The sequence below is a fragment of the Paraglaciecola sp. genome (assembly GCF_039964565.1).
Lineage (GTDB): Bacteria > Pseudomonadota > Gammaproteobacteria > Enterobacterales > Alteromonadaceae > Paraglaciecola.
In genome coordinates this window covers 150,742-173,365 of record NZ_JBDVXF010000008.1, presented here as the reverse complement: position 1 = coordinate 173,365, position 22,624 = coordinate 150,742, and the positions used below count along the sequence as shown (strand labels likewise).

The 22,624-nt window shown below is 40.8% G+C and carries 16 protein-coding genes; 10 read left to right on the top strand and 6 right to left on the bottom strand.

Going from position 1 to position 22,624, the window contains the following annotated elements; all coding sequences use genetic code 11:
- Positions 1-24: 24 nt before the first annotated feature.
- Positions 25-927, bottom strand: coding sequence for a GGDEF domain-containing protein (locus ABJK37_RS05320; RefSeq protein WP_348350877.1), 903 nt, complete (start codon positions 925-927; stop codon positions 25-27).
- A gap of 109 nt (positions 928-1,036) precedes the next feature.
- Between ABJK37_RS05320 and ABJK37_RS05315 the strand changes: the two genes are divergently transcribed.
- A complete protein-coding gene (locus ABJK37_RS05315) occupies positions 1,037-3,010 on the top strand; it encodes a cation:proton antiporter (RefSeq protein ID WP_348350875.1) in 1,974 nt (657 codons plus the stop codon).
- A 24-nt stretch (positions 3,011-3,034) separates the two neighbouring features.
- Here the strand turns inward: ABJK37_RS05315 and ABJK37_RS05310 are convergent, their stop codons facing one another.
- Positions 3,035-5,308: a GGDEF domain-containing phosphodiesterase gene (locus ABJK37_RS05310; RefSeq protein ID WP_348350874.1), complete on the bottom strand. Its 2,274-nt coding sequence runs from the start codon at positions 5,306-5,308 to the stop codon at positions 3,035-3,037.
- A 259-nt stretch (positions 5,309-5,567) separates the two neighbouring features.
- On the opposite strand from ABJK37_RS05310, the gene ABJK37_RS05305 reads away from it, so the two are divergent.
- From ABJK37_RS05305 to ABJK37_RS05265, 9 genes are all read left to right on the top strand, one after another.
- The gene (locus ABJK37_RS05305; RefSeq protein WP_348350872.1) at positions 5,568-7,355 is read left to right on the top strand and encodes a carboxyl transferase domain-containing protein; all 1,788 of its coding nucleotides are present in this window, start codon (positions 5,568-5,570) and stop codon (positions 7,353-7,355) included.
- Between the two features lie 247 nt (positions 7,356-7,602).
- Positions 7,603-8,508 carry a 30S ribosomal protein S6--L-glutamate ligase gene (gene rimK / locus ABJK37_RS05300; protein WP_348350870.1) on the top strand — a complete coding sequence of 302 codons (906 nt, stop codon included), beginning with the start codon at positions 7,603-7,605 and terminating at the stop codon, positions 8,506-8,508.
- Between the two features lie 356 nt (positions 8,509-8,864).
- Positions 8,865-9,083 (top strand): hypothetical protein, encoded by a 219-nt coding sequence (locus ABJK37_RS05295; RefSeq protein ID WP_348350868.1) that lies wholly within the window; start codon positions 8,865-8,867, stop codon positions 9,081-9,083.
- A 140-nt stretch (positions 9,084-9,223) separates the two neighbouring features.
- The gene (locus tag ABJK37_RS05290; RefSeq protein ID WP_348350866.1) at positions 9,224-10,090 is read left to right on the top strand and encodes an AraC family transcriptional regulator; all 867 of its coding nucleotides are present in this window, start codon (positions 9,224-9,226) and stop codon (positions 10,088-10,090) included.
- A 76-nt stretch (positions 10,091-10,166) separates the two neighbouring features.
- Positions 10,167-10,634 (top strand): DUF1456 family protein, encoded by a 468-nt coding sequence (locus ABJK37_RS05285; protein ID WP_348350864.1) that lies wholly within the window; start codon positions 10,167-10,169, stop codon positions 10,632-10,634.
- A gap of 512 nt (positions 10,635-11,146) precedes the next feature.
- Positions 11,147-12,106: an aldo/keto reductase gene (locus ABJK37_RS05280; protein ID WP_348350862.1), complete on the top strand. Its 960-nt coding sequence runs from the start codon at positions 11,147-11,149 to the stop codon at positions 12,104-12,106.
- A gap of 13 nt (positions 12,107-12,119) precedes the next feature.
- Positions 12,120-13,103: a TauD/TfdA family dioxygenase gene (locus ABJK37_RS05275; RefSeq protein WP_348350860.1), complete on the top strand. Its 984-nt coding sequence runs from the start codon at positions 12,120-12,122 to the stop codon at positions 13,101-13,103.
- 51 nt (positions 13,104-13,154) lie between these two features.
- Positions 13,155-14,132, top strand: a complete 978-nt coding sequence (locus tag ABJK37_RS05270; protein WP_348350858.1) for a putative sulfate exporter family transporter — start codon at positions 13,155-13,157, stop codon at positions 14,130-14,132.
- Positions 14,133-14,468: 336 nt separating this feature from the next.
- Positions 14,469-15,704 carry an NAD-binding protein gene (locus tag ABJK37_RS05265; protein WP_348350856.1) on the top strand — a complete coding sequence of 412 codons (1,236 nt, stop codon included), beginning with the start codon at positions 14,469-14,471 and terminating at the stop codon, positions 15,702-15,704.
- A 136-nt stretch (positions 15,705-15,840) separates the two neighbouring features.
- Here ABJK37_RS05265 and ABJK37_RS05260 read toward each other — a convergent pair whose 3' ends face one another.
- The 4 genes from ABJK37_RS05260 to ABJK37_RS05245 form a co-directional block, all read right to left on the bottom strand.
- The gene (locus tag ABJK37_RS05260) at positions 15,841-17,541 is read right to left on the bottom strand and encodes a diguanylate cyclase (RefSeq protein ID WP_348350854.1); all 1,701 of its coding nucleotides are present in this window, start codon (positions 17,539-17,541) and stop codon (positions 15,841-15,843) included.
- Positions 17,542-17,672: 131 nt separating this feature from the next.
- Positions 17,673-20,066 carry a TonB-dependent receptor gene (locus ABJK37_RS05255; RefSeq protein ID WP_348350852.1) on the bottom strand — a complete coding sequence of 798 codons (2,394 nt, stop codon included), beginning with the start codon at positions 20,064-20,066 and terminating at the stop codon, positions 17,673-17,675.
- A gap of 228 nt (positions 20,067-20,294) precedes the next feature.
- Positions 20,295-21,335, bottom strand: coding sequence for a TRAP transporter substrate-binding protein DctP (gene dctP / locus ABJK37_RS05250; protein ID WP_348350850.1), 1,041 nt, complete (start codon positions 21,333-21,335; stop codon positions 20,295-20,297).
- A 1-nt stretch (position 21,336) separates the two neighbouring features.
- Positions 21,337-22,623 carry a TRAP transporter large permease gene (locus tag ABJK37_RS05245; protein ID WP_348350848.1) on the bottom strand — a complete coding sequence of 429 codons (1,287 nt, stop codon included), beginning with the start codon at positions 22,621-22,623 and terminating at the stop codon, positions 21,337-21,339.
- Between the last annotated feature and the right edge of the window lies 1 nt (position 22,624).

Here is a 22,624-nt window from a genome sequence, read left to right as displayed (position 1 = left end):
ACACCAATTCATTGCCTGAGTTACTTAGGCATTCCTAATGCAGTTTTTGCCAGCTTGTTTTGCAGCATAGAGGGCTTCATCTGCTCGCGAAAAAATGCCTATTTGGGAATCGTCTGCATGATAAGTTGCACTGCCAATACTGCAGGAAATTTGATGTTGTTGAAGTAACGGTTCGGATTCAATTGCACTGCGAATGCGTTCAGCTATTATGTGGCTAGTGTGCTTGTCTGCATCAGGTAACAAACAACAAAATTCGTCACCACCGAATCTGAAGGCAAAATCGGACTCTCTCAGGCTGTGTAAAATAGTGTCCGCACAAGCGACCAATACTTTATCGCCAACTTGATGCCCATGAGCATCGTTAACTTGTTTAAAGTTATCCATATCTAATACAAGTAAACTAAATGGTTGATGACTTCTATGTGCATGACTTGCCAATCTAATCATAGTCTCATCATAACTGGCTCTATTGCCCAAAGAAGTCAAAAAGTCCTTCATAGCAAACTGTTTAATTTTATGATGTTCTAAGGCGTTTTTAAACGGGGTGCAAAAATTTACATGCATTTGTTGTAAAATTTGCCAATCTCTTATCGACAGCGGTTGTGTCAAAGAATAATCCATTATGGCAACTACTGTACCCATCTGCATACAATTTAGGGTTTTAACATGTGAGTTTTGTATATTCTGGCCAAAAACAACTCTGCTATCTTCGAACTGGATTTTTAACCCAGACAGCGGTAGGGTGTTTTGTAATTGCTGAAAATATAACTCACTCAGCTTAGGCAAATCTATGGTTGTTAGTAATTTAAGAATGAAGTTATTCAACTGGCCTTGCGTTAACCCTTGTTTATTGCCATGGTTTGACTCTTCAAGGTTGAAGTAACTTTCACCGATGTTTGGACTGTATGACTGAGTAAGTTGATCCAACAGTTTCTCCTGCCATTTAAATGGCGAATTACTACACAAAATTGATACTTGTTCAGGTTAAAGCAAATATTGTGCCTAGTAGATAACAAACAAAGGTGATCAGCGGACTATGCATGGAAACTTAGGCAATATCGTAATCTTAATGGCCGTAGCCGTGGCAACTGTATGGTTATTCAAACGTATCAATTTACCGCCTATTTTGGGTTATCTATTTTGTGGTATTTTGGCGGGGCCAGATCTTTTAGCATTGTTTGAACACCCTGAAGATATGCAAAATTTTGCCGAATTGGGTATTGTTTTTTTGTTGTTTTCTTTGGGGTTAGAGTTTTCGCTTCCTAAAATGTTGGCGATGCGACATTTGGTTTTTGGGGTAGGGTTGGCTCAAATGCTCTTAACCACTTTAGTGTTTATGGGACTCGCCTATTTAGTGGGGTTTGATGTCAAAGCCGCGTTTGTTATCGGTGGAATTATTGCTCTATCCTCTACGGCCATAGTAATTAAACAAACCAGTGATTTGGGCATTCTAAATACGAGTCGAGCGCAAGTTGCAGTGAGTATATTACTACTCCAAGATCTTGCTGTTGTACCTTTGTTAATATTGGTCCCTTTATTGGCGGTTGATTCTGAACAGAGTTTAAGCATTGCTATTTTGCTAGCGTTTTTCAAAGGGCTATTAGTCGTTGGCATTTTGTTGTCAATTGGCAAATGGGTGTTGCCTAAAGTGTTTAGTGAGGTAGCTCGAACTCGCACCGACGAACTCTTTGTATTGACAACTATTATGGTGGCGTTGATGGCCGCAGGTTTGGCGTTTTCTTTTGGCCTATCAATGGCTTTAGGCGCATTTTTGGCTGGCATGATGCTAGGTGAGAGCCAATATAAACATCAACTAGAAGCAGATATCAGGCCTTTTCGAGATATCTTGATGGGGTTGTTCTTTATTACAATTGGGATGCGCTTAGAGCCGCATAATTTGCCAGGTCAGTTACATTGGGCGTTGTTGGGTTTAGTGATAATTATGTCTCTTAAGGTTGTGCTTATTCGCATCTCTGCAGAAATATTTAACCTCGGTAAACAAGATGCATGGGCCGCTGGATTGAAGTTGTGTCAAATGGGGGAATTCAGTTTTGTGTTGGCAGCTCTGGCGGTAGATCATGCTATTTTAAATTCAGAACAGGGCTCGTTATTGTTGACTATAGGTGTAATGAGCATGGCGGTAACACCTTGGTTAGTCGATCAGAGCCCTAAAATTGCAAAGGCGATTAGCCCCGAGACCACACCCAACATTAAAGGGTTAGAGCAACAAATAGTTCGCGACCAACAGCTCACAGATCATGTACTTATTTTTGGTTTTGGCCGTGTAGGTCAATCAGTTAGTCGTTTATTAAAGATAGAAGCGATTCCTTATTTAGTTGTCGACGCTGACCCTATCCGCGTTCAAGAAAGTCAAAGTGCGGGAGAACCTGTTTATTTTGGTGATGTGAAACAAAAAGATATTTTGCGCACCATGGGCATTGAACGAGCCAAGTTAGTATTGATTACTTTTGACCAGCATGAAAAAGCCATGAGTGTGATTCACTTGGTTAAGAGTTTGTACCCGGACTTGCCTGTAGTCGTTAGAACTCGAAAAGATTATCGAATGGAGGAGTTGTTAGCGGCCGGTGCATCACAAGTCGTGCCAGAGATTCTAGAAGGTAGCCTAATGTTGGTGACACAAGTGCTGCAATTATCGGGCGTGCCTATGTCGCGGATCCTTAAACGAGTGCGTAAAGAACGCAAAGGACATTACGGCAATATGCATGGCTTCTTTCCCGGAGAAACGACTGAGCTTGACTACGTTAAACAAGATAAGTTGGAGTTTATGCACGCCGTAATTTTGACAGACAATGCCTATGCCGTGGGCAAGTCATTGCAGCAACTCAATTTACAACAATGGCGGGTAAATTTTAAAGGACTGAGAAGACACAACTATGAATTGGCAGAGCCTGATATGAGTATGCCTTTATTGGTTGGTGACGTGATTGTGATTTCTGCAAAACCTCGTAAGGTTGAGCGAGCTGAACGTTTTCTGTTGGAGGGTGATTAATGTTTTATTCTATTTCACCCGAGTTCAGTCTATATAAAGTGGATGACACTTATTGAAATCCAAAACATTTTGGATCAGTAGCAATTGACCGACAGATTCTGCATCCATTGGTTTAGCAAATACGTAGCCTTGAAAATTATGGCATCCTAATTTGATTAGGGTGTCAACCTCTGCGAAGGTTTCTGTGCCTTCAGCCAATATTTGTATATTAAACACTTTACACATTGCGATGATTGCTTCAATTACCTGAAGTTTTCTCTTGTCTTTATCAATATTCTTAATAAATTGCCGATCTATTTTAACTTTCTTGACAGGGTAAGAGATGAGTTTAGCAATACCAGAATAACCGATACCAAAGTCGTCTATGGTGATGTCAAATCCCCAACTGGCTAGATGGTTTATGGTTGATAATGCTTTCTCATTGGAAATACTTCTTGCTGACTCCGTCAATTCGAGTTCAATTAATTGCGGATTAATTTTGTATTCGCTTAACGGTTTGATTACATGTTCGTGAAAATCATCTTGGTCAAGATCTGCTCCTGAAATATTGATTGCAACGGGTACTATTTTTAGGTCAGCCTGTTGCCAAAGACTGATTTGTTTGCAGACATTTAAGACTAACCATCGAGTTAGGCTGGTAACTAATCCTGACTTTTCAGCGATCGGAATAAAAACACTAGGAGACACCTTGCCAATCACAGGAGAACGCCAACGTAATAAGGCTTCTAAACCTATTAATTTACCGTCCCCTTCCACTTTGGGCTGATATTCTATGTGTAGTTCGTCATTGGCAATGGCTTCACTTAACAGAATATTAATTTCCTGATGTTCAATAAAGCGTTCCAGACATGAATTGTCATAGAAATTAATATCGAGATTACTGGAATTAGCGGCATACAGTGCGTTGTTTATCAGTCTTTCTGAATCTTGGTCGCTATCACAAGATAGCGAAATGCCAAGCTGAATGTCTAGTGGAATATTTTGGTCTCCAATTAACGTGTTTTTGGGTAAATTCTCGATAAAAGAAGTAAGCAAACTTTGCGCATTCTTGTCAGATAATTCACTGACAATAGTTAGGTTATTCGGATCGACTGATGCAAATTGGCAAGCTACTTTTGTCAGCGATAACCAATGATCTGCTAAGTTGCGGATCATCACTGGAAGTGTTTTAAAACCATGCTTTTGAGCAACAAACTCTGCGTTTTTGATGCGTATAGCAACAATACACAATTCAGCATTAGACTGCCTTAAACGGTTTTTTAAATGTCCCTCAAGCCACACTCGATTTGGCAAACGAGTCGCATCATCTAAATTTTGCTTACGGTATAGTAAACTCTGTGCTGCTAAAGTTTTATGCAGCATTGTCTTAGCAGTAACGTCTTGAATAGTAAGAAAGTAATAACTATTTTTGAGCACTGCACTTCGACTTATCTTGAACATTTTCATTTTGCCGGCGACTGTCAAATTTACAGTTTTAGTACCTTCTGTTTCAGGCATATCTATAAACAAATCGGAAACGTTAATCGCTTGCGTTTGTTGTTTAAAATTACAGTGTAATAATTGTTCTGCGGCTGTATTCATCTCAGTCACTAAACCTGCCGAGGACACCACCAATTTGGCAATGTCGGTTTCAACAAATAAGGTTTTATAAAAGTCGTTTTGCAACTGCAAATCAACATTTTGCTCGATGATACGTTTGTTTAAACGGGAATTTGCAACATTTGCCCGTGCGATTCCCATCGGGATGCACACGTTGAAAAACAAAAAGATGATACTGAAAACATATGCGTTAGCTTCTTCCAAATAAGGATGCTCATGCATGTATTGGTTTAGTTGGAAGCCATTTAACAAAGTGACGAAGGGAAGAATGTTGAGAAACATGCATATAACGCCGACTTTAAAACCTAGCAGTACAAAAGCAACTAAGGGCAAAGAAAAAATAAAAACAGGCCCCAACATTGCCAAAGTAGGCACTTGCACCATCAAATTGATACATACTGCTGCGAACACAATGCTTAAAAGCAGGCTATAGGCGCTGAAGCGATAGTGCGATTTTGACAGCCAAAGTTGTACACCGCCCACTAGGTAAAAACATGCTATGACTGGCAGCGTTACATAATATTTTGCCTCGATAGTTTTGACAATACAGTGAAGTGCGACCGCGGAGTAAAGCGTATAGCAACTAATGATCATGATTCTTAGCGCACTAATGCGCCACTTTTCTATACCAGAAAATGTACTGTCATCATCTGAAAGCATTAAATAGTTCAGGAAAGAACTTTTCAAATTATCGAACATTCTATACGCCTTTTACCCAAATACTTGAAAAACGTTTAACATCGAATAAGCCCCTCTGCTTCCGATGCTAATTCAAGGGTAATATAGCGACTACTTTTAACTATCATCATGATTGTTATGATATTTTCAGATACTGTCAAGGTATATTTTTTTGCCAAATAAAGTCTGTGTTATTTATGTCTATTTGCGATATTGAGTGGGATTAAAACTGTTAGTCGATGATAATAGGGAAAAACATTCATAATGTAACGGTGTATTTATGGTCTCTATTCACACGTTGGTCGCGCCCAATAAGGGCAATGTTGTCGCAGTTTTAGTTAAACCAAATCAACCAGTCTATATAGATCAGCCTTTAGTCATTATTGAAGCCATGAAAATGCAAACAACTTTGTGCGCGAATGTTGCTGGCAAGGTGAAACAGGTTTTTGTGACCACAGGTAATGATTGTGATGTGGGTATGCCAATCATAGAGTTAGCGGCTGATGGTGCCAAAAGTACAGAAAACACCAAAGGGCCTGAGACTAAAAATTCCAACCTAAAGTTACTTGAGAGTTTGCGAGCCAGAAAGGCGCTGACTTTCGATGAACATAGAATTGAGCAACAGCAAAAGCGTCACCAAAAAGGATATTTAAGCGCTAGAGAGAATTTACGAAACCTGTGTTGTGTAAACAGTTTTATGGAATATGGCCAAATGGCAGTGGCCGCGCAACGACTACGTCGCGACTACGAGGATTTGAAGTCGGCCACTGCCGCTGACGGTATTATCACCGGAATTGGTCAAATTAACCAAGGTTTGGTTGCAACCACAAAATCGCCGACAGCTGTCGTTATCAACGATTACAGCGTGTTAGCAGGTACACAGGGATTTTTTCATCACCAGAAACTCGATCGTATTTTGGAAGTCGCTGCTGAGAAAAAGTACCCTGTGATCATGTATACAGAAGGGGGCGGGGGGCGACCAGGTGATACTGATATCACCACAGTGAATTCAGGCTTGCAGTGTCAATCGTTTGCCACTTGGGCTGGGCTTCAAGGAATCGTGCCTCGCATAGCCGTTGCAAATGGTTACTGTTTTGCCGGTAATGCAGCATTGTTTGGCGCTGCAGATATCACTATTGCTACGCAGACATCATGGATAGGTATGGCCGGACCCGCAATGATCGAGGGAGGCGGTTTAGGGATCGTCAAGCCTACTGATATCGGGCCCAGCGCTAAACAATGCAAAAATGGTGTAATTGATATTTTGGTGGAAAATGAACAACAGGCGGCCGAGATAGCGAAAAAATGTCTGCTGTATTTTCAAGGACCTTTGCTTGACGAGCAAGAGTGTTCATATGCAGACCAACAATTATTGAATCATGTGTTGCCCGAAGACAGACGTTTCGTTTACGACGTTAAAGATGTCATTAATACTATTGCAGACACCGATAGCTTTACTGAAATTAAATCTCAATTTGGAGGGGCTGTTATCCTTGGGTTTATGCACTTGCAAGGCCACCCAATAGGAGTGATAGCTAGCAATTGTAAAGTATTAGGCGGAGCAATTGATGTTGATGCAGGCGAAAAAGCTAGACAATTTATGCAACTTTGCCAGCAGTTTTCTATTCCATTGGCGGTGTTGTGTGATACGCCTGGATTTATGGTAGGCCCTGAACATGAAGATAGGGGAGCCGTGCGTAGACTTTCGCAATTGTTTGTTGCAGGAAGTCAACTTACTGTGCCTTTGGTGGCGGTGGTATTGCGAAAGTGTTATGGATTAGGAGCACAGGCTTTGTTAGGCGGAAATACCAGTAAACCTCAATACACTTTGGCTTGGCCTAATGGAGAGTTTGGCGGGATGGGCTTAGAAGGCGCGGTTAAACTCGGCTTCAAAAAAGAACTGGCTGAAGTTGCGGAACCGAGCGCCAGAATGGCTCTCTATGAAAAGCTATTGGCACAGCAGTATCAAAAAGGACAAGCTCAAGAAGTCGCTAGTGTTCTGGAAATTGATGCGGTAATCGAACCAGCCGACACCCGAAAAATGCTGATATTAGCGCTTTTAGGATAACGTAACGATTTTACTGCATTTTCTACGTCAATATAAAGTGCAGAACTCACTACTTCGAATCGTATTCGACTAATACGCTACGAGGTTACGTTTTGTTTTAGACAAACGAAGAACTGGCAAAACGTTATCACAAAATATATGTTTATTTGTCGAGTTATTAAATTTTCAATAATCATTGCTTTATAAGTCGATGTGACGCTTATTTATAGGTACGATCACCTTAGTAAACCAACCTTGTAGGTACAGCATGAAAATTGGGATTTTGTCACGTAATAAAAATTTATATTCGACTCGTAGACTTAAAGAAGCTGGCCTCGCTAGAGGCCATGAAGTGGATATTATTGATACACTTCATTGCTATATGGATATCACCAGTAGTCGACCGGTAGTGCGTTATAAAGGAGAAGAGTTACCGCAATATGATGCAATTATTCCTCGAATAGGCGCTTCCATCTCTTTTTATGGCACTGCTGTGGTTAGGCAGTTTGAAATGACGGGGAGTTTTTGTGTAAACGAATCAGTGGCTATTAGTCGCTCACGTGACAAGCTTCGATCAATGCAACTGCTGTCTAGGAAGGGAGTTGGTTTACCTAGAACAGGATTTGCTAATCGCCCAGATAACATTAAAGACTTAATTAAAAATGTAGGTGGTGCTCCTTGTGTCATTAAATTGTTAGAAGGCACTCAAGGTATTGGTGTGGTATTGGCAGAGACGGCTAAAACTGCTGAGGCAATAGTAGAAGCGTTTATGGGCTTAAACGCAGACATTCTTATTCAAGAATTCATTAAAGAAGCGGGTGGTGCAGATATTCGTTGTTTTGTTGTGGGTGACAGAGTGGTTGCCGCTATGAAACGCCAAGGTGCTGAAGGCGAATTTCGCTCAAACTTGCATCGTGGTGGCTCTGCGGTGTTGGTGAAGTTAACCAAAGAAGAAAGAGCGACGGCTGTGGCGGCTGCCAATATAATGGGTTTAAACGTTTGTGGTGTTGATTTACTGCGCGCCGAACGTGGACCTGTTGTGATGGAAGTGAACTCTTCCCCGGGCTTAGAAGGTATTGAAAGCGCTACTGAAAAAGATGTGGCTGATTTGATATTTCAATTTATAGAAAAAAATGCCAAACCTCATCGTACTCGGACCCAGGGTAAGGGATAACAGCGCAATTCGAAATGGCTGCAGACCTAAACTTAATGATAATTAGGCCAAAATATCTCACGCTCATTTGGCCTTTTGTTTTTCTTAGATCGAATGTTTTTGTGAGCGATTGGGCATAGTTAACTTAACTTTATCTAGCGCTACAGAAGCATCTCTCCATCAATTGAGTGTTTTTAACGTTCACACTTCAGATACCCCGATGCAGTTTGACTCTTTAAATATGTAACTCAAATCACTCTGAATACTTCGATTTCTGCATTTTTTAATCGTAGCGTAATGAAGGTAAATAAAAATAGTTGCACAATTACTGAACAATATTATACTGTATCTATATACAGTTGTTGGTTGAGGGCGGTATGAATCATCACTTTAATACTATTGGTGTAACGCATAAATTAAATCATAGTAGCCTGTGCGCTGAACATTATGCCAATATGGATTTATGTAGTCAGGCGCAAATTTCCGAAGACGCAGATAATATTTTAACTCGTATGGATAAACTCAGAGCTTATGCAAAACAGCAGCAAGCGACCAAAACCAGCTCACAATTGAAACAAATTAGCTTTGTTTTTTAAGGCAACTCCTAGAATATTGTGTCGATACTCCCTAGAAAGAGCAATTTTGGTTAAGTAATTTGAGGGCGACTACTGCACAATGTTGCGATTAGAATTAATCGAGACACATCTTTTTGTCTAACTATCTGCAAAGACTCAGTGTGGTTGTTACATACATAGAGTCCAATCTTAATAAATCAATGACGACGTCTGAGTTAAGCGATATTGCGTTTTTCTCTAAGTATCATTTTCATCGTATTTTTGTGGCTCATTTAGGAATGAGTGTGGGTAAATACATTAAGTTGTTAAGGTTGAAACAAGTTTCTTATCAATTAGCATTTCGCCATGAAGCGTCGTTGTTAGATATAGCGATTGGTTGTGGGTACGAAAATGCATCAAGTCTATCAAGAGAGTTTAAAAAAGTTCTAGGGGTAACGCCATCTGTTTTTAGGCAATCTCCAGACTGGGCATTGTGGCATCAGGTCATTGACCCTTTATTATCACTAACCAATTCATCAACCAATCATATTCAGGAGACAAATATGCTAGCTAACAATCAGTCGTTCGAGGTTAAAATTATTGATTTTACCAAAACAACAGTTGCCGCTTTAGAGCACCGCGGAGCGCCTAACAAAGTGATGGAAACCGTAGGAAAGTTCATTCAATGGCGCAAAGAAAATGGTCCTTCACCCAAGTCCAGTGATACCTACAATATTCTCTATGATGATCCACAAAGTGTTGCACCCCAAGACTATAGGTTTGATGTGTGTGCTTCGATACAAACACCAATTAAGGCAAACACTTACTCAGTTATCGAAAAGGTTATCCCTAGTGGCCGCTGCGCGGTTTTAAGGCATGTCGGAACTCAAATCAGTCTTGGTCAAAGCATTCATTATTTGTATTATGAGTGGCTAATACAAAGCAATGAAACCCTCAGAGATTTTCCATGTTTTATTAAACGTATCACTTTTTATCCCGATGTGCCTGAACACCAAATAGTTACCGAGATTTATCTGCCAATAAAGTAACCCATTCCTTGTAAAAACCTTTAAACTATCTAGATGTTTAAGGTTGGATAATCCAACTTCGTTTTTTAGGAATAATATGATCAATAATGATGTCCTGCGCCGTGTGCGTTATATCTTCGATTTCAACGACGCCAAAATGATTGAAATTTTCGCTCAAGCTGATTACCCCGCAACAGTTGAACAGCTGCATAGTTGGTTACGCAAAGACGATGATCCGGCATTTGTAGAAATGACTGATTTGCAGTTTTCTTTGTTTTTAAATGGTTTAATTAACTTAAATCGTGGAAAGCGGGAGGGGGTGGAAGCGCCAGTAGAGCGTAAACTGACAAACAACATTATTTTCATGAAGTTAAAAATTGCCCTCAATATGCAAGCTGAGGCGGTTTTAGAGGCAATGAATTTAAGCGGTTTTAAAATCAGCAAACACGAATTGAGCGCCTTTTTTAGAAAACCAGAAAATCGCCAGTATCGTGCTTGTAATGATCAAATAATGCGTAATTTTTTGAAGGGATTACAGATAAAAATACGCGGTGATGGGGGCTAAAAGAGAACTTTAATTTTACTCTACGTATTAAAGTGTAAGCCCTTTCATGTCATTTTTAATCCGCTAGCCGCTGTGTGATTGGCATAGTTCGTTGACCCAAGTTGAAAGAAGTATGTCACTAACTGCCAATAGCAAATCTAGTCAAAATTCATCATAAACTAGCGGATAACTATTCGCTAGAAGTGGCGCAAGGGTTCATTGAAAAATTGAGTCTTTATTTGTTTTCTGGTTCACGCAGTACTACTGCTAACAATACACGCAGTTACACTGCAAAGTTATTTCTAAAAAACACAACAATCCGCTACAAACTATACAACTGCCGAATAGATGACTGTTGCTGCCTGATTAATATAGGAGTCGGTTGTGTGTGGCCGCGGGTTTAAAATACCAATTAATCAATTTACGCAGATAATATCTTGATTGCATATTTGACAAAGTTTGAGCATTACCTTAACTTATGTCTTATATAAGACATAAAATAACGACTACATTATTAATATTGGAACAAATAGATGCCAAATAATCATAAAGAGATGCCAAAAGTAGGATTTGGTCTTTGGAAAATACCTCAGGATATCTGTGCAGATGCTGTTTATAACGCCATTAAAGCTGGTTACCGGCATTTAGATAGCGCCTGTGACTACGGTAATGAAGTGCAAGTCGGTGAAGGTATCAAACGCGCTATTGACGATGGTTTGTGTACCCGTGAAGAACTTTGGATAACCTCTAAGTTGTGGAATACCTACCACGCTAAAGAGCATGTAAAGCCAGCATTAGAAAAGACCTTAGCTGATTTACAGTTAGATTACGTGGATCTTTATTTGATTCATTTCCCTATCGCGCAGCCTTTCGTCGATTTTGAAGACCGTTACCCGCCAGAGTGGATAACAGATACCAAAAGCGGAAAAATGGAATTGGCAGCCGTGCCTCTGTTTGAGACTTGGCAAGGAATGGAAGATATATTTGAGCAAGGTTTGGCGAAACAAATTGGAATATGTAACTACAACACTGGTTTGTTGCACGATTTGATGGCTTATGCGCGAGTCAAACCTTCAGTGTTGCAGGTGGAATCTCACCCTTATTTAACGCAAGAACGTTTGATGCGCTTAGCTAAACAATACGGTATTGAAGTCACGGCGTTTTCTCCCTTAGGTGCTTTATCCTATTTAGAGCTAGACATGGCCGGTGCAGCCGAATCTGTATTGGAGCAAGAAGTGGTTAAACACGCAGCGCAACGACTAGGTAAAACAGCTGCGCAAGTGGTTTTACGTTGGGGCGTGCAGCGAGGCAATGCCATTATTCCGAAAACGTCGCGCCCTGAACGTTTAATAGAAAATTTGGATATTTTTGATTTTGAGTTAACTCCCCAGGAAATGTCAGGGATTTCAGCGCTTAACAGTAATAGACGATTTAACGATCCAGGCAATTTTTGTGAAGCTGCCTTTAATACTTTTCACCCCATTTACGATTAGAGAGTGCCTGATTATGCAACCGATAAACTTTGTAGACGTGCCCCATCAATTGGATTGTGGTGATTCAGTTTTCCCAAGCGTATTAGTCAATGACGGTAGTTTGACGTCACAACAACAATGCGCAGATTGGATTAAATCGAACTTGCCAGAACTCGAAGCCAAATTGAGGGAATCTGGTGCGATATTGTTTCGTGGTTTTCCTGTGAATTCTGCAGAAAGCTTTGATGAGTTTTCCAATTCTTTTGGATATCCGAATTTTACCTACAAAGAATCGTTGTCGAATGCCGTTAGGATAAACTTTACTGAAAGAGTATTTACAGCCAATGAGGCACCTAAAGATGTAGAAATATTTTTACATCATGAAATGGCACAAACTCCCATCTCACCAAGTAAATTATTCTTTTTTTGTAAAAGTGCAGCGGAGCAAGGTGGAGAAACCCCGTTGTGTCGTTCCGACATGTTGTTTGCGGATTTGCTAAAACAAATGCCTGAAGTAGCCGCAGACTTTGCAAACAAGGGACTCAAATACACCACTCAAATGCCCGCTGAAGATGACTCTAACTCAGGACAAGGCCGCAGTTGGAAAAGCACCTTAAGTGTACAAGACCAAGCACAAGCCGAGCAAAAGTTGGCAGAGTTAGGTTATAGTTGGGAATGGTTAGAAGATGGCAGTTTACGCGCAACCACACCGGTTTTACCTGCTGTGATTGACATGGGAAATAATAAAAAAGTTTTTTATAATCAATTGATTGCAGCCTATATGGGATGGAAAGGGGTGCGTGAAAATCCTTCTAGTGCGATTACATTCGGTGACGGTACCCCTATCCCAATTGAGGGGTTACAATTAGCGGTTAAATTGTCTGAAAAATACACCTTTGACTTGCCTTGGCAAGATGGAGATGTGGCCTTGGTAGATAACTATATGGCCATGCATGGTAGACGTCCGTTTTCGGGAGAACGAAAACGCCAAGTGTTGGTTGCATTAGCCATCGACTAAATAAAAATTCCGTTCTTATGAGTAATTTTACCGACTAGATGAGCTATTATATTGCATATACAAACTAAGCTACCAGGTATTCTAATTTCAGTGATTGTTGGTCTAGCGGCTTTATTCTTAAGTGAACATTATGGCGCACCTGCGATGCTATTTGCCTTGTTGTTAGGCATTGCGATGTCTTTCTTATATGAAGGCACAAAATGCAAAGAAGGCATAGAGTTTACCGCCTGTCATATTTTACGCATAGGGGTAGGTTTACTAGGTTTACGTATTGCCTTTGGTGATTTGGCGGCACTGGGTTGGAAAACGGCTTTGTTATTGGTGGTGGCGATAGTTAGCACTATTGGCCTTGGAATGCTGTTAGCTAAAACACTGGGATTAAAAAAGCGTTTTGGTGTATTGACGGGCGGTGCGGTAGGTATATGTGGCGCATCTGCAGCAATGGCTATTGCTGCGGTGCTGCCCGATAATAAAGATAAAGATCGTGATACGTTACTGACAATAGTAGGGGTAACTGCACTGTCGACCATAGCCATGGTGATGTACCCAATAGTGGCAGGGCTTTTTAATTTGGATCCTACTGAAACGAGTATCTTCTTAGGCGGTACCATTCATGATGTAGCCCAGGTAGTGGGAGCAGGGTATTCAGTTTCGGAGCAAACCGGAGACTTAGCAACATTAACTAAGTTAGTTCGCGTGGCGCTTTTAATGCCTGTTGTGGTGTGTATTTTATTAGTTCTGAGAATGAACTTGGATAAGACCACTGACGCTAAAGCCCCCGGGATTCCTGCATTTCTAATCGCCTTTGTGGTTTTAATGACAATGAATAGTTTAGTCGATTTGCCCGAAATCGTGACGCAAAGTGCCACAGATTTATCTCGTTTTGCTTTGGTAATTTCTATTGCCGCTATTGGTATGAAATCTAATTTGAAGCAACTTCTCGAAGTGGGCTTCAAACCGATATTACTGTTAGTCTGTGAAACTATGTGGATTGCCGCGTTGATTTTGTTAAGTCTACCTTATGTTTGATTGCGACAATCAAACATAAGGTAGACTTAACGACATGTTAAACTAGCGCCTTTCCTAACGGGCATACACAACCAGTAGTAGCCGATTGTTGATACGCATAATCCCGAGTGGTTCAGACAAATTTCGGCTTTAAAAATTTCTGATAACTGCTACCTCACCCCCAGCGAGTAAAATCGTTACAATTCACTACCTTATGGTCGCTGGCGCTGCTAAAGTGGCTGTCTTTTTTAAGTAAATACATAAAACTAGTTTACGCTCGAAAAAATAATGCCAAGGGTATTTGTGAAGTTGAGGCGTTTGGTTTTGAATATTTGATTGGCCTTGAAGGTGCGTGGTATGTCTTTTCTTTCTTTAATAATTAGTTGGCGTTGGTCAGCCGCAGTTATACTTTTTTTGTGTGCGTTTTTTGCTTTGATGATGGGAGTGACATTATCTGAGCGGCCAAGCATACAACATGCTGATATGTTGACTAAAGCCTATTATAGTTTGGGATTATTTGTGATGGGCGGCCTAGACTTAGGTACACCTGTTGGAGGACCCGTAGGTGCTAGACTGATGATGTGGTTGAGCTACTTTGGCTCACCCATGTTAGCAGCATCAACCATTATAGAAGCAGTAGTAAAAACTATTTCTCCTTATAAATGGCATTTTCGCAGGATCAGTAATCACATAGTCATATCAGGCTCTGACGAGTTAACTATTACCTATTTAAAACAACTGAGATTATTGCAACCTAAGATCCCGGTTCTGGTTATTTGTGATGACGTGTCGCCAGTCCGCGAAGAAGAGCTAAAGCGCCGTTATCATGCCAAGGTCATAACTGGTGATGTTACTCGCAGTTATTATTTGTCTAAACTGTTTCTACACAAAGCCAAAAAAGTACTGTTACTTGGACAAGATAACTTTCAAAATTACGAAGCCGCCCACAAAATGTTGCAAATGCAGCCCTCGTTACAGGGAAAAATTATTATTCACTGCAACAGTATTCGCTTTATGCGTTCAATGGCGGATTCGACAGTGGCTAAGCAGTGCATTAATTTTAATGCCTATCAATTGGCTGCTTCGGCGTTAGTTCAACAACATCTAATCTCACATTTTGTAGAAACAGTGCCCAAGGACGTGGTGGTTATCGCAGGTTTTGGGTTATTTGGTCAAACAATTCTTGAGGAGCTGCAGCATTATGCACAACGTGAAATAGATACTATCGCCATTATTGGTATTGATGCCAAACGGCGCATTCAGGTAGTAGACGAACAACGACAGCTAAACAATTTTTGTAAAAGAGAAATTTTTGAAGGGAACATTTCCCACCCAGAAGTGTGGCAGCAATTGCGAACTAAAGTGGATTTGTCTAACACCCAGCCGATTATTATTTTGTGTACCAATTCAGTGGAAGATAACTTTAGAACTTCGTTATGGCTGAAAAATAAATATCCTGATTCAATGATTATTGCACGCAGTTATTTACCTTCAAAATTCGCTGAGAACGTTAGTGAACAATACAATATTTTAAACGTGAGTATTAACCAATTAGTCAAAGACAATATTCCAATTGAGTGGATGACCGCCTAAATCATTAATTGAGCATAAATAGGTAGCAATAAGGATGGATGATTGCCCCATTGACGCCAAAGTCGCTACCGCTTTTAGTTTGTGCGCACAAAAAGTTCACAAAAGTCGTAGTCTGTCCTAAATTCAAACTTCGCGTTTAAGGAACTATTTGATTACGGCCTTGCTCTTTAGCTTCATACAGCCTTTTGTCTGCACGTCTGAAGCAGTCACTGATGCTCTCATTTTCTTCACTTATCACCCAACCAATACAGGCTCTCACCTGAATGGATTCACAGTCTGGGATCATTAATTGATTCACTTTTACATGCAATGTTTGAAGCATAGCTGCAAATGCCGATTCTTCTGGAAGGCGCTGAATGATGGCGAACTCTTCGCCTCCGAAGCGTCCCGCAATACGACCATCGGTATTTAGAGGTTCAAGTAATGTCGCTACTTTGCAAAGCACGATGTCACCTACATCATGCCCATACGTATCATTGACACGTTTAAAATGATCCAAATCCAATAACGCTATACCAATGCTATTGCCATTGTGTTCAATATAATCATCAACGAATAAATCCAAACTGCGTCGATTAGGCAATTTAGTCAAGGGATCTTTCGAAGCGAGTTCCTGCAGCAGTTTATTAGAGGCATGTAGCGCTTGAGTGCGTTCACTTACTAACTTTTCTAAGGCGTTAGCTTGTTGCTGTTCAACGTCTCTTTGGCTTTGTAATAGTTTAATGAGATAAGTTGAGATCATTACAGTTAGTAATAGGCAAGTAGAGACTAAGCCCAACATCAAAGACCCGATTGGATCAATAGGAAGAGTAAAACCGAGCGCAATGACCACAACAATAGCGCTACCTAATACAAAGGGTAACATGGAAAAAATAAACCATAAGGCTTTAACAGAGCCGGCAGAGTACTCTTTATAGGTGATTATAAGAGTTAATAAAACTGACGGGAAAAACCAATATAAAGGTATAACCAAAGTGGTATTTAAATCAAAGAAAAGCGCAGAAAATAGTCCACATACTATTAGCAAAACGGTGTAAGCGAATACGATGTTTTGAAACCTAACTTTCTTATCTTGGCGCTTTAAGAGTGAAACGGTTAGCCAAGAAGATGAGATCATGACGCTGTAAAGTAACAATGCGTAAGAAATATCATTGATTTGTGGGTAGTTGGGCCAAATGAGTTCGAAACCATAACCAAATACACGAAAAAACCAACCACCAAAGGCAAAAGTAAACACCGCAAAACTTAAATAGGAGTAGTATTTTGTGGCCAAAAAAATAATGAGACTAACGATTACTAGAGTACTCATAGCACCAAAAAATGCCATGTCTCTCATGACATTTTGACGATACAAAGCGGTTACTCGTTCTGGCGTATCTAGGGTAAAAGAATAACGTAATATTTCGCCTTGCATAAAGCCCGATAGTTCGGTTGATTGCCTAGCCTTAAGGTGCACTGGAAAAATATAATCAGGTGATTCTACCGGTCGTGTTGAAAACTTCAGTGCATCACCCGTCACCCACGTATTAAGTCCATCAGTGACAGTTAAATGTTTAATTGCCGGGAAGGGGAGCACTAACCATAACGAATGTTCAATAGCTTGAGGGTTCTGGATCGACACACGAAAATGTAAGAATTGATGTTTACTTCGGGATAATTTTTCATCATGTGGTACCCATTTCTCATTACCCGAAAGAGTTTCACTGTCTGATACTGTGAATTCCATATGTTCATCGAGAATAAGTTGTGAATATCCAACCCACGAAACTTCTGTTGCGTAGCCAATAAAGCTTGTTAGAAATAAGCACACTATTACCACATACTTCAGAATTTTCACCACTCGTGCAGCGTAGATTTTTACATATTAACGGAATAATCCTTCATAGCAAATGTATACACTTTTTGGGTTGGCATAAAAAAGCGCCTTACCTATTGCTAAGTAAAGCGCCAACACACACTTAGGATAGTTTAAAATCTAGCGCGTAACTGCACACCGAAATAGCGGCTCGCATCACGTGGAATTTGATAACGGAAACCATCACCGCTATAAGTCGTGATAAAACTCTCGTCGGTTAGGTTTTTACCTATTAAGGAAATACGGTAATCGTCATCATTGAATGAGAAGGCTAAACTCGCGTTCAGAATGCCGTAATCAGGTAACAAGTCTACAGCAGTTGGAGATGCCCCTGGTGCGCCAGCGAATATTTCATCTGTGTACACATATGAACCGTTTAGATAAATTTCCATATCATCCAATTCCCATACATATTCCCCTGTTACCGAGTATTTTAAGTCGGGTGAAAAGGGAAGGTCGGTACCCGATACAGCATCACAACTGGTGGTTGTTCCGTCTGGACATAAAAACTGATCAACTTCAGCTGTTACGCTAGACAATCCACCTGTTAATGTTAGCTGGTCAGTCGCTTGCCACATAAAGTCAAATTCAAAACCTTCAGTAATTACCGAGCCCGCATTAGTTAAACGACTTATCGTAACACCGTCCAATAATTCTGAATTATTGGCTTGGAAACCGTCGATTTCAGTACGAAATATCGCGGCGTTAAAAATTAAGCTGCGACTTGCATACTTGTAACCAAGTTCATAGGCATCAGAGGTTTCTTCATCAATTGGCAAGGTATCATTGTCAGACATATTGTAGAAAACGTTAAACGCTGGGCCTTTATAACCTTGTGAGTAAGTCGCATACACCATACTGTCGTCGTTAATATCAAATTGCGCGCCAAATTTTCCTGATACATTTGACTCATCGGTCGAGCCTTGATAATCAGTGTCGAATCCACGTACGCCTACACCAGTTCGTCTGTATTGGTCGTTGCTACTTCGATTATGAGAGAAACTCACTTCATCATCGGTGTAACGTAGACCAAACAATAATCTAAAATCGTCATTGATATGGTATTTCCCATCGGCAAACAAAGCCCAGTTATCGAATTCGGTTTGCATATATGCAGTCGCACCAACAATATCATTGGCGTTACAGCTTAAGCTTTGGTCGCCGATAAATTGTTCTATGTCAGCGTCTGTTGGATTTTCTACACCTAAAACATCAGTTAGGTATGCGCCAATTGCCGCCGGGAATTGCCCGCCGTTATTTTGGCAACTTGCGTCTCTGGTAAAGTTTCGTTCAGATTTTTGATTCCACCAGAAAAAACCAGCTTGATAGTCCAGCGCTTCTCCAGTAGGTGAGGCGATACGTAATTCTTGCGACACTTGATCCCATTCTTGTGGTCCAATATCATGAAGTTGAAAACCAACACCACCGTCATTGACGTTACCGAAATTAACAGGAAAAGGGATAGAGCCGGTAGTAGAGGTAAAGTCGCCTTCTCGGTATTCAGTGTTGTTCCAGCTGCGGTACGCAGTGATAGAAGTAAGCTGGTGGTCACCTAGCTCTTTATCTACTTGAATTGAAAATGCTGTGGTTTCATCTATGGTACGCGTTTCAAAATCATGGTCAATTTGTCTTTGGTCAAGATCAAAATCTCCACTGCCAGTGCTGTCGGGCGAGGCCTCTGAATCATGACGGCCACTAGGAGTGAGTTCTAGATCAGCGCAGCAACTGTCGTTTGAATTGACATTTTCGAAGATAAATAAGATATCAGTATCGTCAGCCGCTTCGATATCAAGCATAGCTCGCACGCCTTCTTTATCGTAGCCACTGACCGTTTGGTTGTTATATACGTTGTTAACATAACCATCAAATTGCGATTTTAATAAAGTTAAACTGCCGCTAACGTTATCATTAAGAGGGCCAGATACACTGGTTTTTAAACGATATTCGTTATCTTGAAAAAGACTCGCTTCAAAGCTACCTTCGAATACGTCAGATGGACGTTTTGTTGTGATGTTAACGACACCAGCAGAGGCATTTTTACCGAAAAGCGTCCCTTGGGGACCTCTCAATACTTCAATGCGGTCGAGATCGTATAAATCTACGAAAGCTTGTCCAGAACGACCTAGTACTACACCATCAACAACAGTAGAAACACTGGGTTCTGCAGCAACACTAAAGGAAATGGTTCCTATACCGCGAACAGTTATGGCAGAGTTTCGGGTAGTGTTACCTTTTCTGAAACTAACGGAAGGCACTAATGCTTGTAGACCTTCGATATTGGCCGAAAACGCAGAGTTTATTTGGTCTTCCCTAAGTACAGATACTGCAACCGGTACTTCATTTAGACTTTCAACACGTTTTTGCGCTGTGACGGTGATTTTTTCAAAACCTTTATCTTGTGTATCGTCAGCTTCTTGGGCATTGGCTGCTAAACCAATAGTCATACAAGCAGATAGTGCAAGGGCCTTGGTAATGCTGGTGTGTAAGTTACTAGGTTTAAATTGCATAGTGTTTTCTCAAGCTTCGTTCTAGTTTTAATTATGTAACGACACCTCAGTGAAACGCGTTTCTCTACCTGAGGCGAGGGCTTATTTATTATTGTTTTTTTATTTATCTTCTGTCTTATATAAGACAGAAGATGTAAGAAATTTAACCTTTAAGTAAAGGTTTTGCAATCTTTTTGTTGCGAATACGTTAATTGTAGTTGCTTGGTGGCAGTTAACTGTAGAAATATGTTAGTTGATACTCGCATCGCATTGGGAAACAGAAGCATCTAGCAAATCTAACCAATTATTACCGAAATTGTCGATAAACCACTGTCGCATGTTTTCCGAGGCAGCTTTAAACATTTGCTTTTCTGCTATAGAAGGGCGATAAATAGTGCCACCTGCTTGTTCAAAAATAGTGTATGACCGACTCTCTTGAGTAGCGACCATCTCGCTGGCTGCGGCTTTTTGTTTAGCAAACCCCTCAATCACAATTTGCTGAATATCTTTTGGCAATGTTTTCCATACTGGCTCAGAAAACCACCACAGAGTCGCCATATAGGAGTGTCCATCAAGAATGATGTATTTTAAATGTTCTTCAAGCTTAGCCCCTATAATGTCTTGAATACCGTTTTTACTGCCTTCAACTACACCAGTTGCCAGTGCGGTATATAGTTCAGCCCATGAAATAGGTGTTGGATTGGCTCCTAACTGTCTGACTAGCTCTTGTTGAATATCAGCGGGAGTCGTGCGAATTTTTTGGCCTTTTAAGTCTTCGGGGTTGCGAATAGGTTTACTGGTGGTGGCGAAGTTGCGCCAACCTCCAGTATTAGAGACACCAATTAACCGTATATTCAGACCGTTATCTAGCACTGTATCTCGCATTTTTTGAATAATAGGGCCATCCAATACACATTCCGCTTGGGCATCACTGGTAAACACATAGGGGAGATCCAATACTTGAGCAGGAGCGAAAAAGTTACCTGTACCGCCTGCAGTGCTGGGAAACATTTCTAAAACTCCCGCTTGTAAACTACCTATACATTCGGGGACGCTGCCACAAAACTGCCCAGAGGCATATAGCTGCACTTGAACTCGACCTTCGCTGGCTTTTTCAACATATTCCTTAAAAGCTAACAAACCTACATAGTCTTCATCTTGGGTGGAGGCTTGAATCGATGCTTTAATGGTAAACTCTGCTTGAGTAACACTGGCGCGAAAAATCCCCACTATGCAACTAATAGCAATTAGTCCGTACACCACTAATAAAGTTAAACGTTTTATCGACATCTTAAGCAAATCCAAACAAAGTAGGCAGAGTCATGGTTAGCGCTGGGAAGTAAGTGATTAGAAATATTACTGCCGCTTCTACTGCCAGAAAAGGCAGCATTTCTAGGGCGATATTTTCTGTTTTTTCACCGGACACCGATGCTGCGACAAACAACACTAGACCCATGGGCGGTGTGGCGAGACCGACCGTTAAATTCACACACATGATCACCGCAAAATGTAGGGGATCGATACCTAATGAAATGAATATAGGCGCAAGAACTGGGCCCAAGATTAAAATAGCGGGTCCGGCATCCAAAAACATACCTATTGCAAATAGAAATAAGTTGATGATTAACAGCAGCAATAGCACATTATCTGTAATGCCCGTTATTTCAGACGCCAAGGTGTCGGCCATGCCCGATACTGTGATGATCCAAGCAAAAGTAACGGCCGAACCTACCAATAAAAGAATGGTGCCAGACTGCACCGCAGCGTTGACTAAGATAGTAGGCAATTTGTTGAGTTTTAAGGTATTGGTGACAAACAAAGTAATAATCAGTGCATAGCCAGCAGCGACTGCTGCCGCTTCAGTGGGTGTAAATACACCTAATACTATGCCACCTAGTAAAATAACTGGTGTTAACAAAGGCAAAAACGAACTTTTTAATGCACTACCACGCTCATGCCATGTGGCTTTAGCATTAGCTACTGGGTAATTGCGTTTTTTGGAAATTCGGCTGGTCATTAACATTAAACCCGCACATATCAATATACCGGGTACAATTCCCGCTAAGAACATGCCTGCAACAGACACATTCATAATAAATGCGTACAAAATCATGATGCCAGAGGGAGGGATGATTGGGCCAATCACTGAAGATGCTGCAGTGACAGCCGCTGCAAAACGTCGGCTGTAACCATTTTGTTGCATCGCAGGAATAAGCATTTTACCTAATGCAGAAGTATCTGCGACTGCGGAGCCAGATAAGCCTGCGAATAATACCGAAGACAAAATATTTACTTGGGCTAAACCGCCACGATAGTGACCGATTAAAGTTTGACTAAAACGCACTATAGATTGGGTGATCCCACCTTGGTTCATTAGTTCGCCAGCCAATATAAAAAACGGTACTGCCATCAAAGGAAAGGAATTCATTCCTGAATACAATCGATTTAATAGGGCAGAAAAAAATACTTCTTTACCATCTAATATGAGGCTGACGCCGGGACCAATTAACAGCGCAAAAATGACTGGTGCGCCAGCGGTTAATAATAAAATAAAGACCCAGAAGTAACTTAGTGACATG

Coding starts and splice junctions, on each gene's coding strand:
- ABJK37_RS05315 (WP_348350875.1), top strand. CDS start 1,037: ATGCATGGAAACTTAGGCAATATCGTAATCTTAATGGCCGTAGCCGTG.
- ABJK37_RS05310 (WP_348350874.1), bottom strand. CDS start 5,308: ATGTTCGATAATTTGAAAAGTTCTTTCCTGAACTATTTAATGCTTTCA.
- ABJK37_RS05305 (WP_348350872.1), top strand. CDS start 5,568: ATGGTCTCTATTCACACGTTGGTCGCGCCCAATAAGGGCAATGTTGTC.
- rimK (WP_348350870.1), top strand. CDS start 7,603: ATGAAAATTGGGATTTTGTCACGTAATAAAAATTTATATTCGACTCGT.
- ABJK37_RS05295 (WP_348350868.1), top strand. CDS start 8,865: ATGAATCATCACTTTAATACTATTGGTGTAACGCATAAATTAAATCAT.
- ABJK37_RS05285 (WP_348350864.1), top strand. CDS start 10,167: ATGATCAATAATGATGTCCTGCGCCGTGTGCGTTATATCTTCGATTTC.
- ABJK37_RS05280 (WP_348350862.1), top strand. CDS start 11,147: ATGCCAAATAATCATAAAGAGATGCCAAAAGTAGGATTTGGTCTTTGG.
- ABJK37_RS05275 (WP_348350860.1), top strand. CDS start 12,120: ATGCAACCGATAAACTTTGTAGACGTGCCCCATCAATTGGATTGTGGT.
- ABJK37_RS05265 (WP_348350856.1), top strand. CDS start 14,469: ATGTCTTTTCTTTCTTTAATAATTAGTTGGCGTTGGTCAGCCGCAGTT.
- ABJK37_RS05255 (WP_348350852.1), bottom strand. CDS start 20,066: ATGCAATTTAAACCTAGTAACTTACACACCAGCATTACCAAGGCCCTT.
- dctP (WP_348350850.1), bottom strand. CDS start 21,335: ATGTCGATAAAACGTTTAACTTTATTAGTGGTGTACGGACTAATTGCT.
- ABJK37_RS05245 (WP_348350848.1), bottom strand. CDS start 22,623: ATGTCACTAAGTTACTTCTGGGTCTTTATTTTATTATTAACCGCTGGC.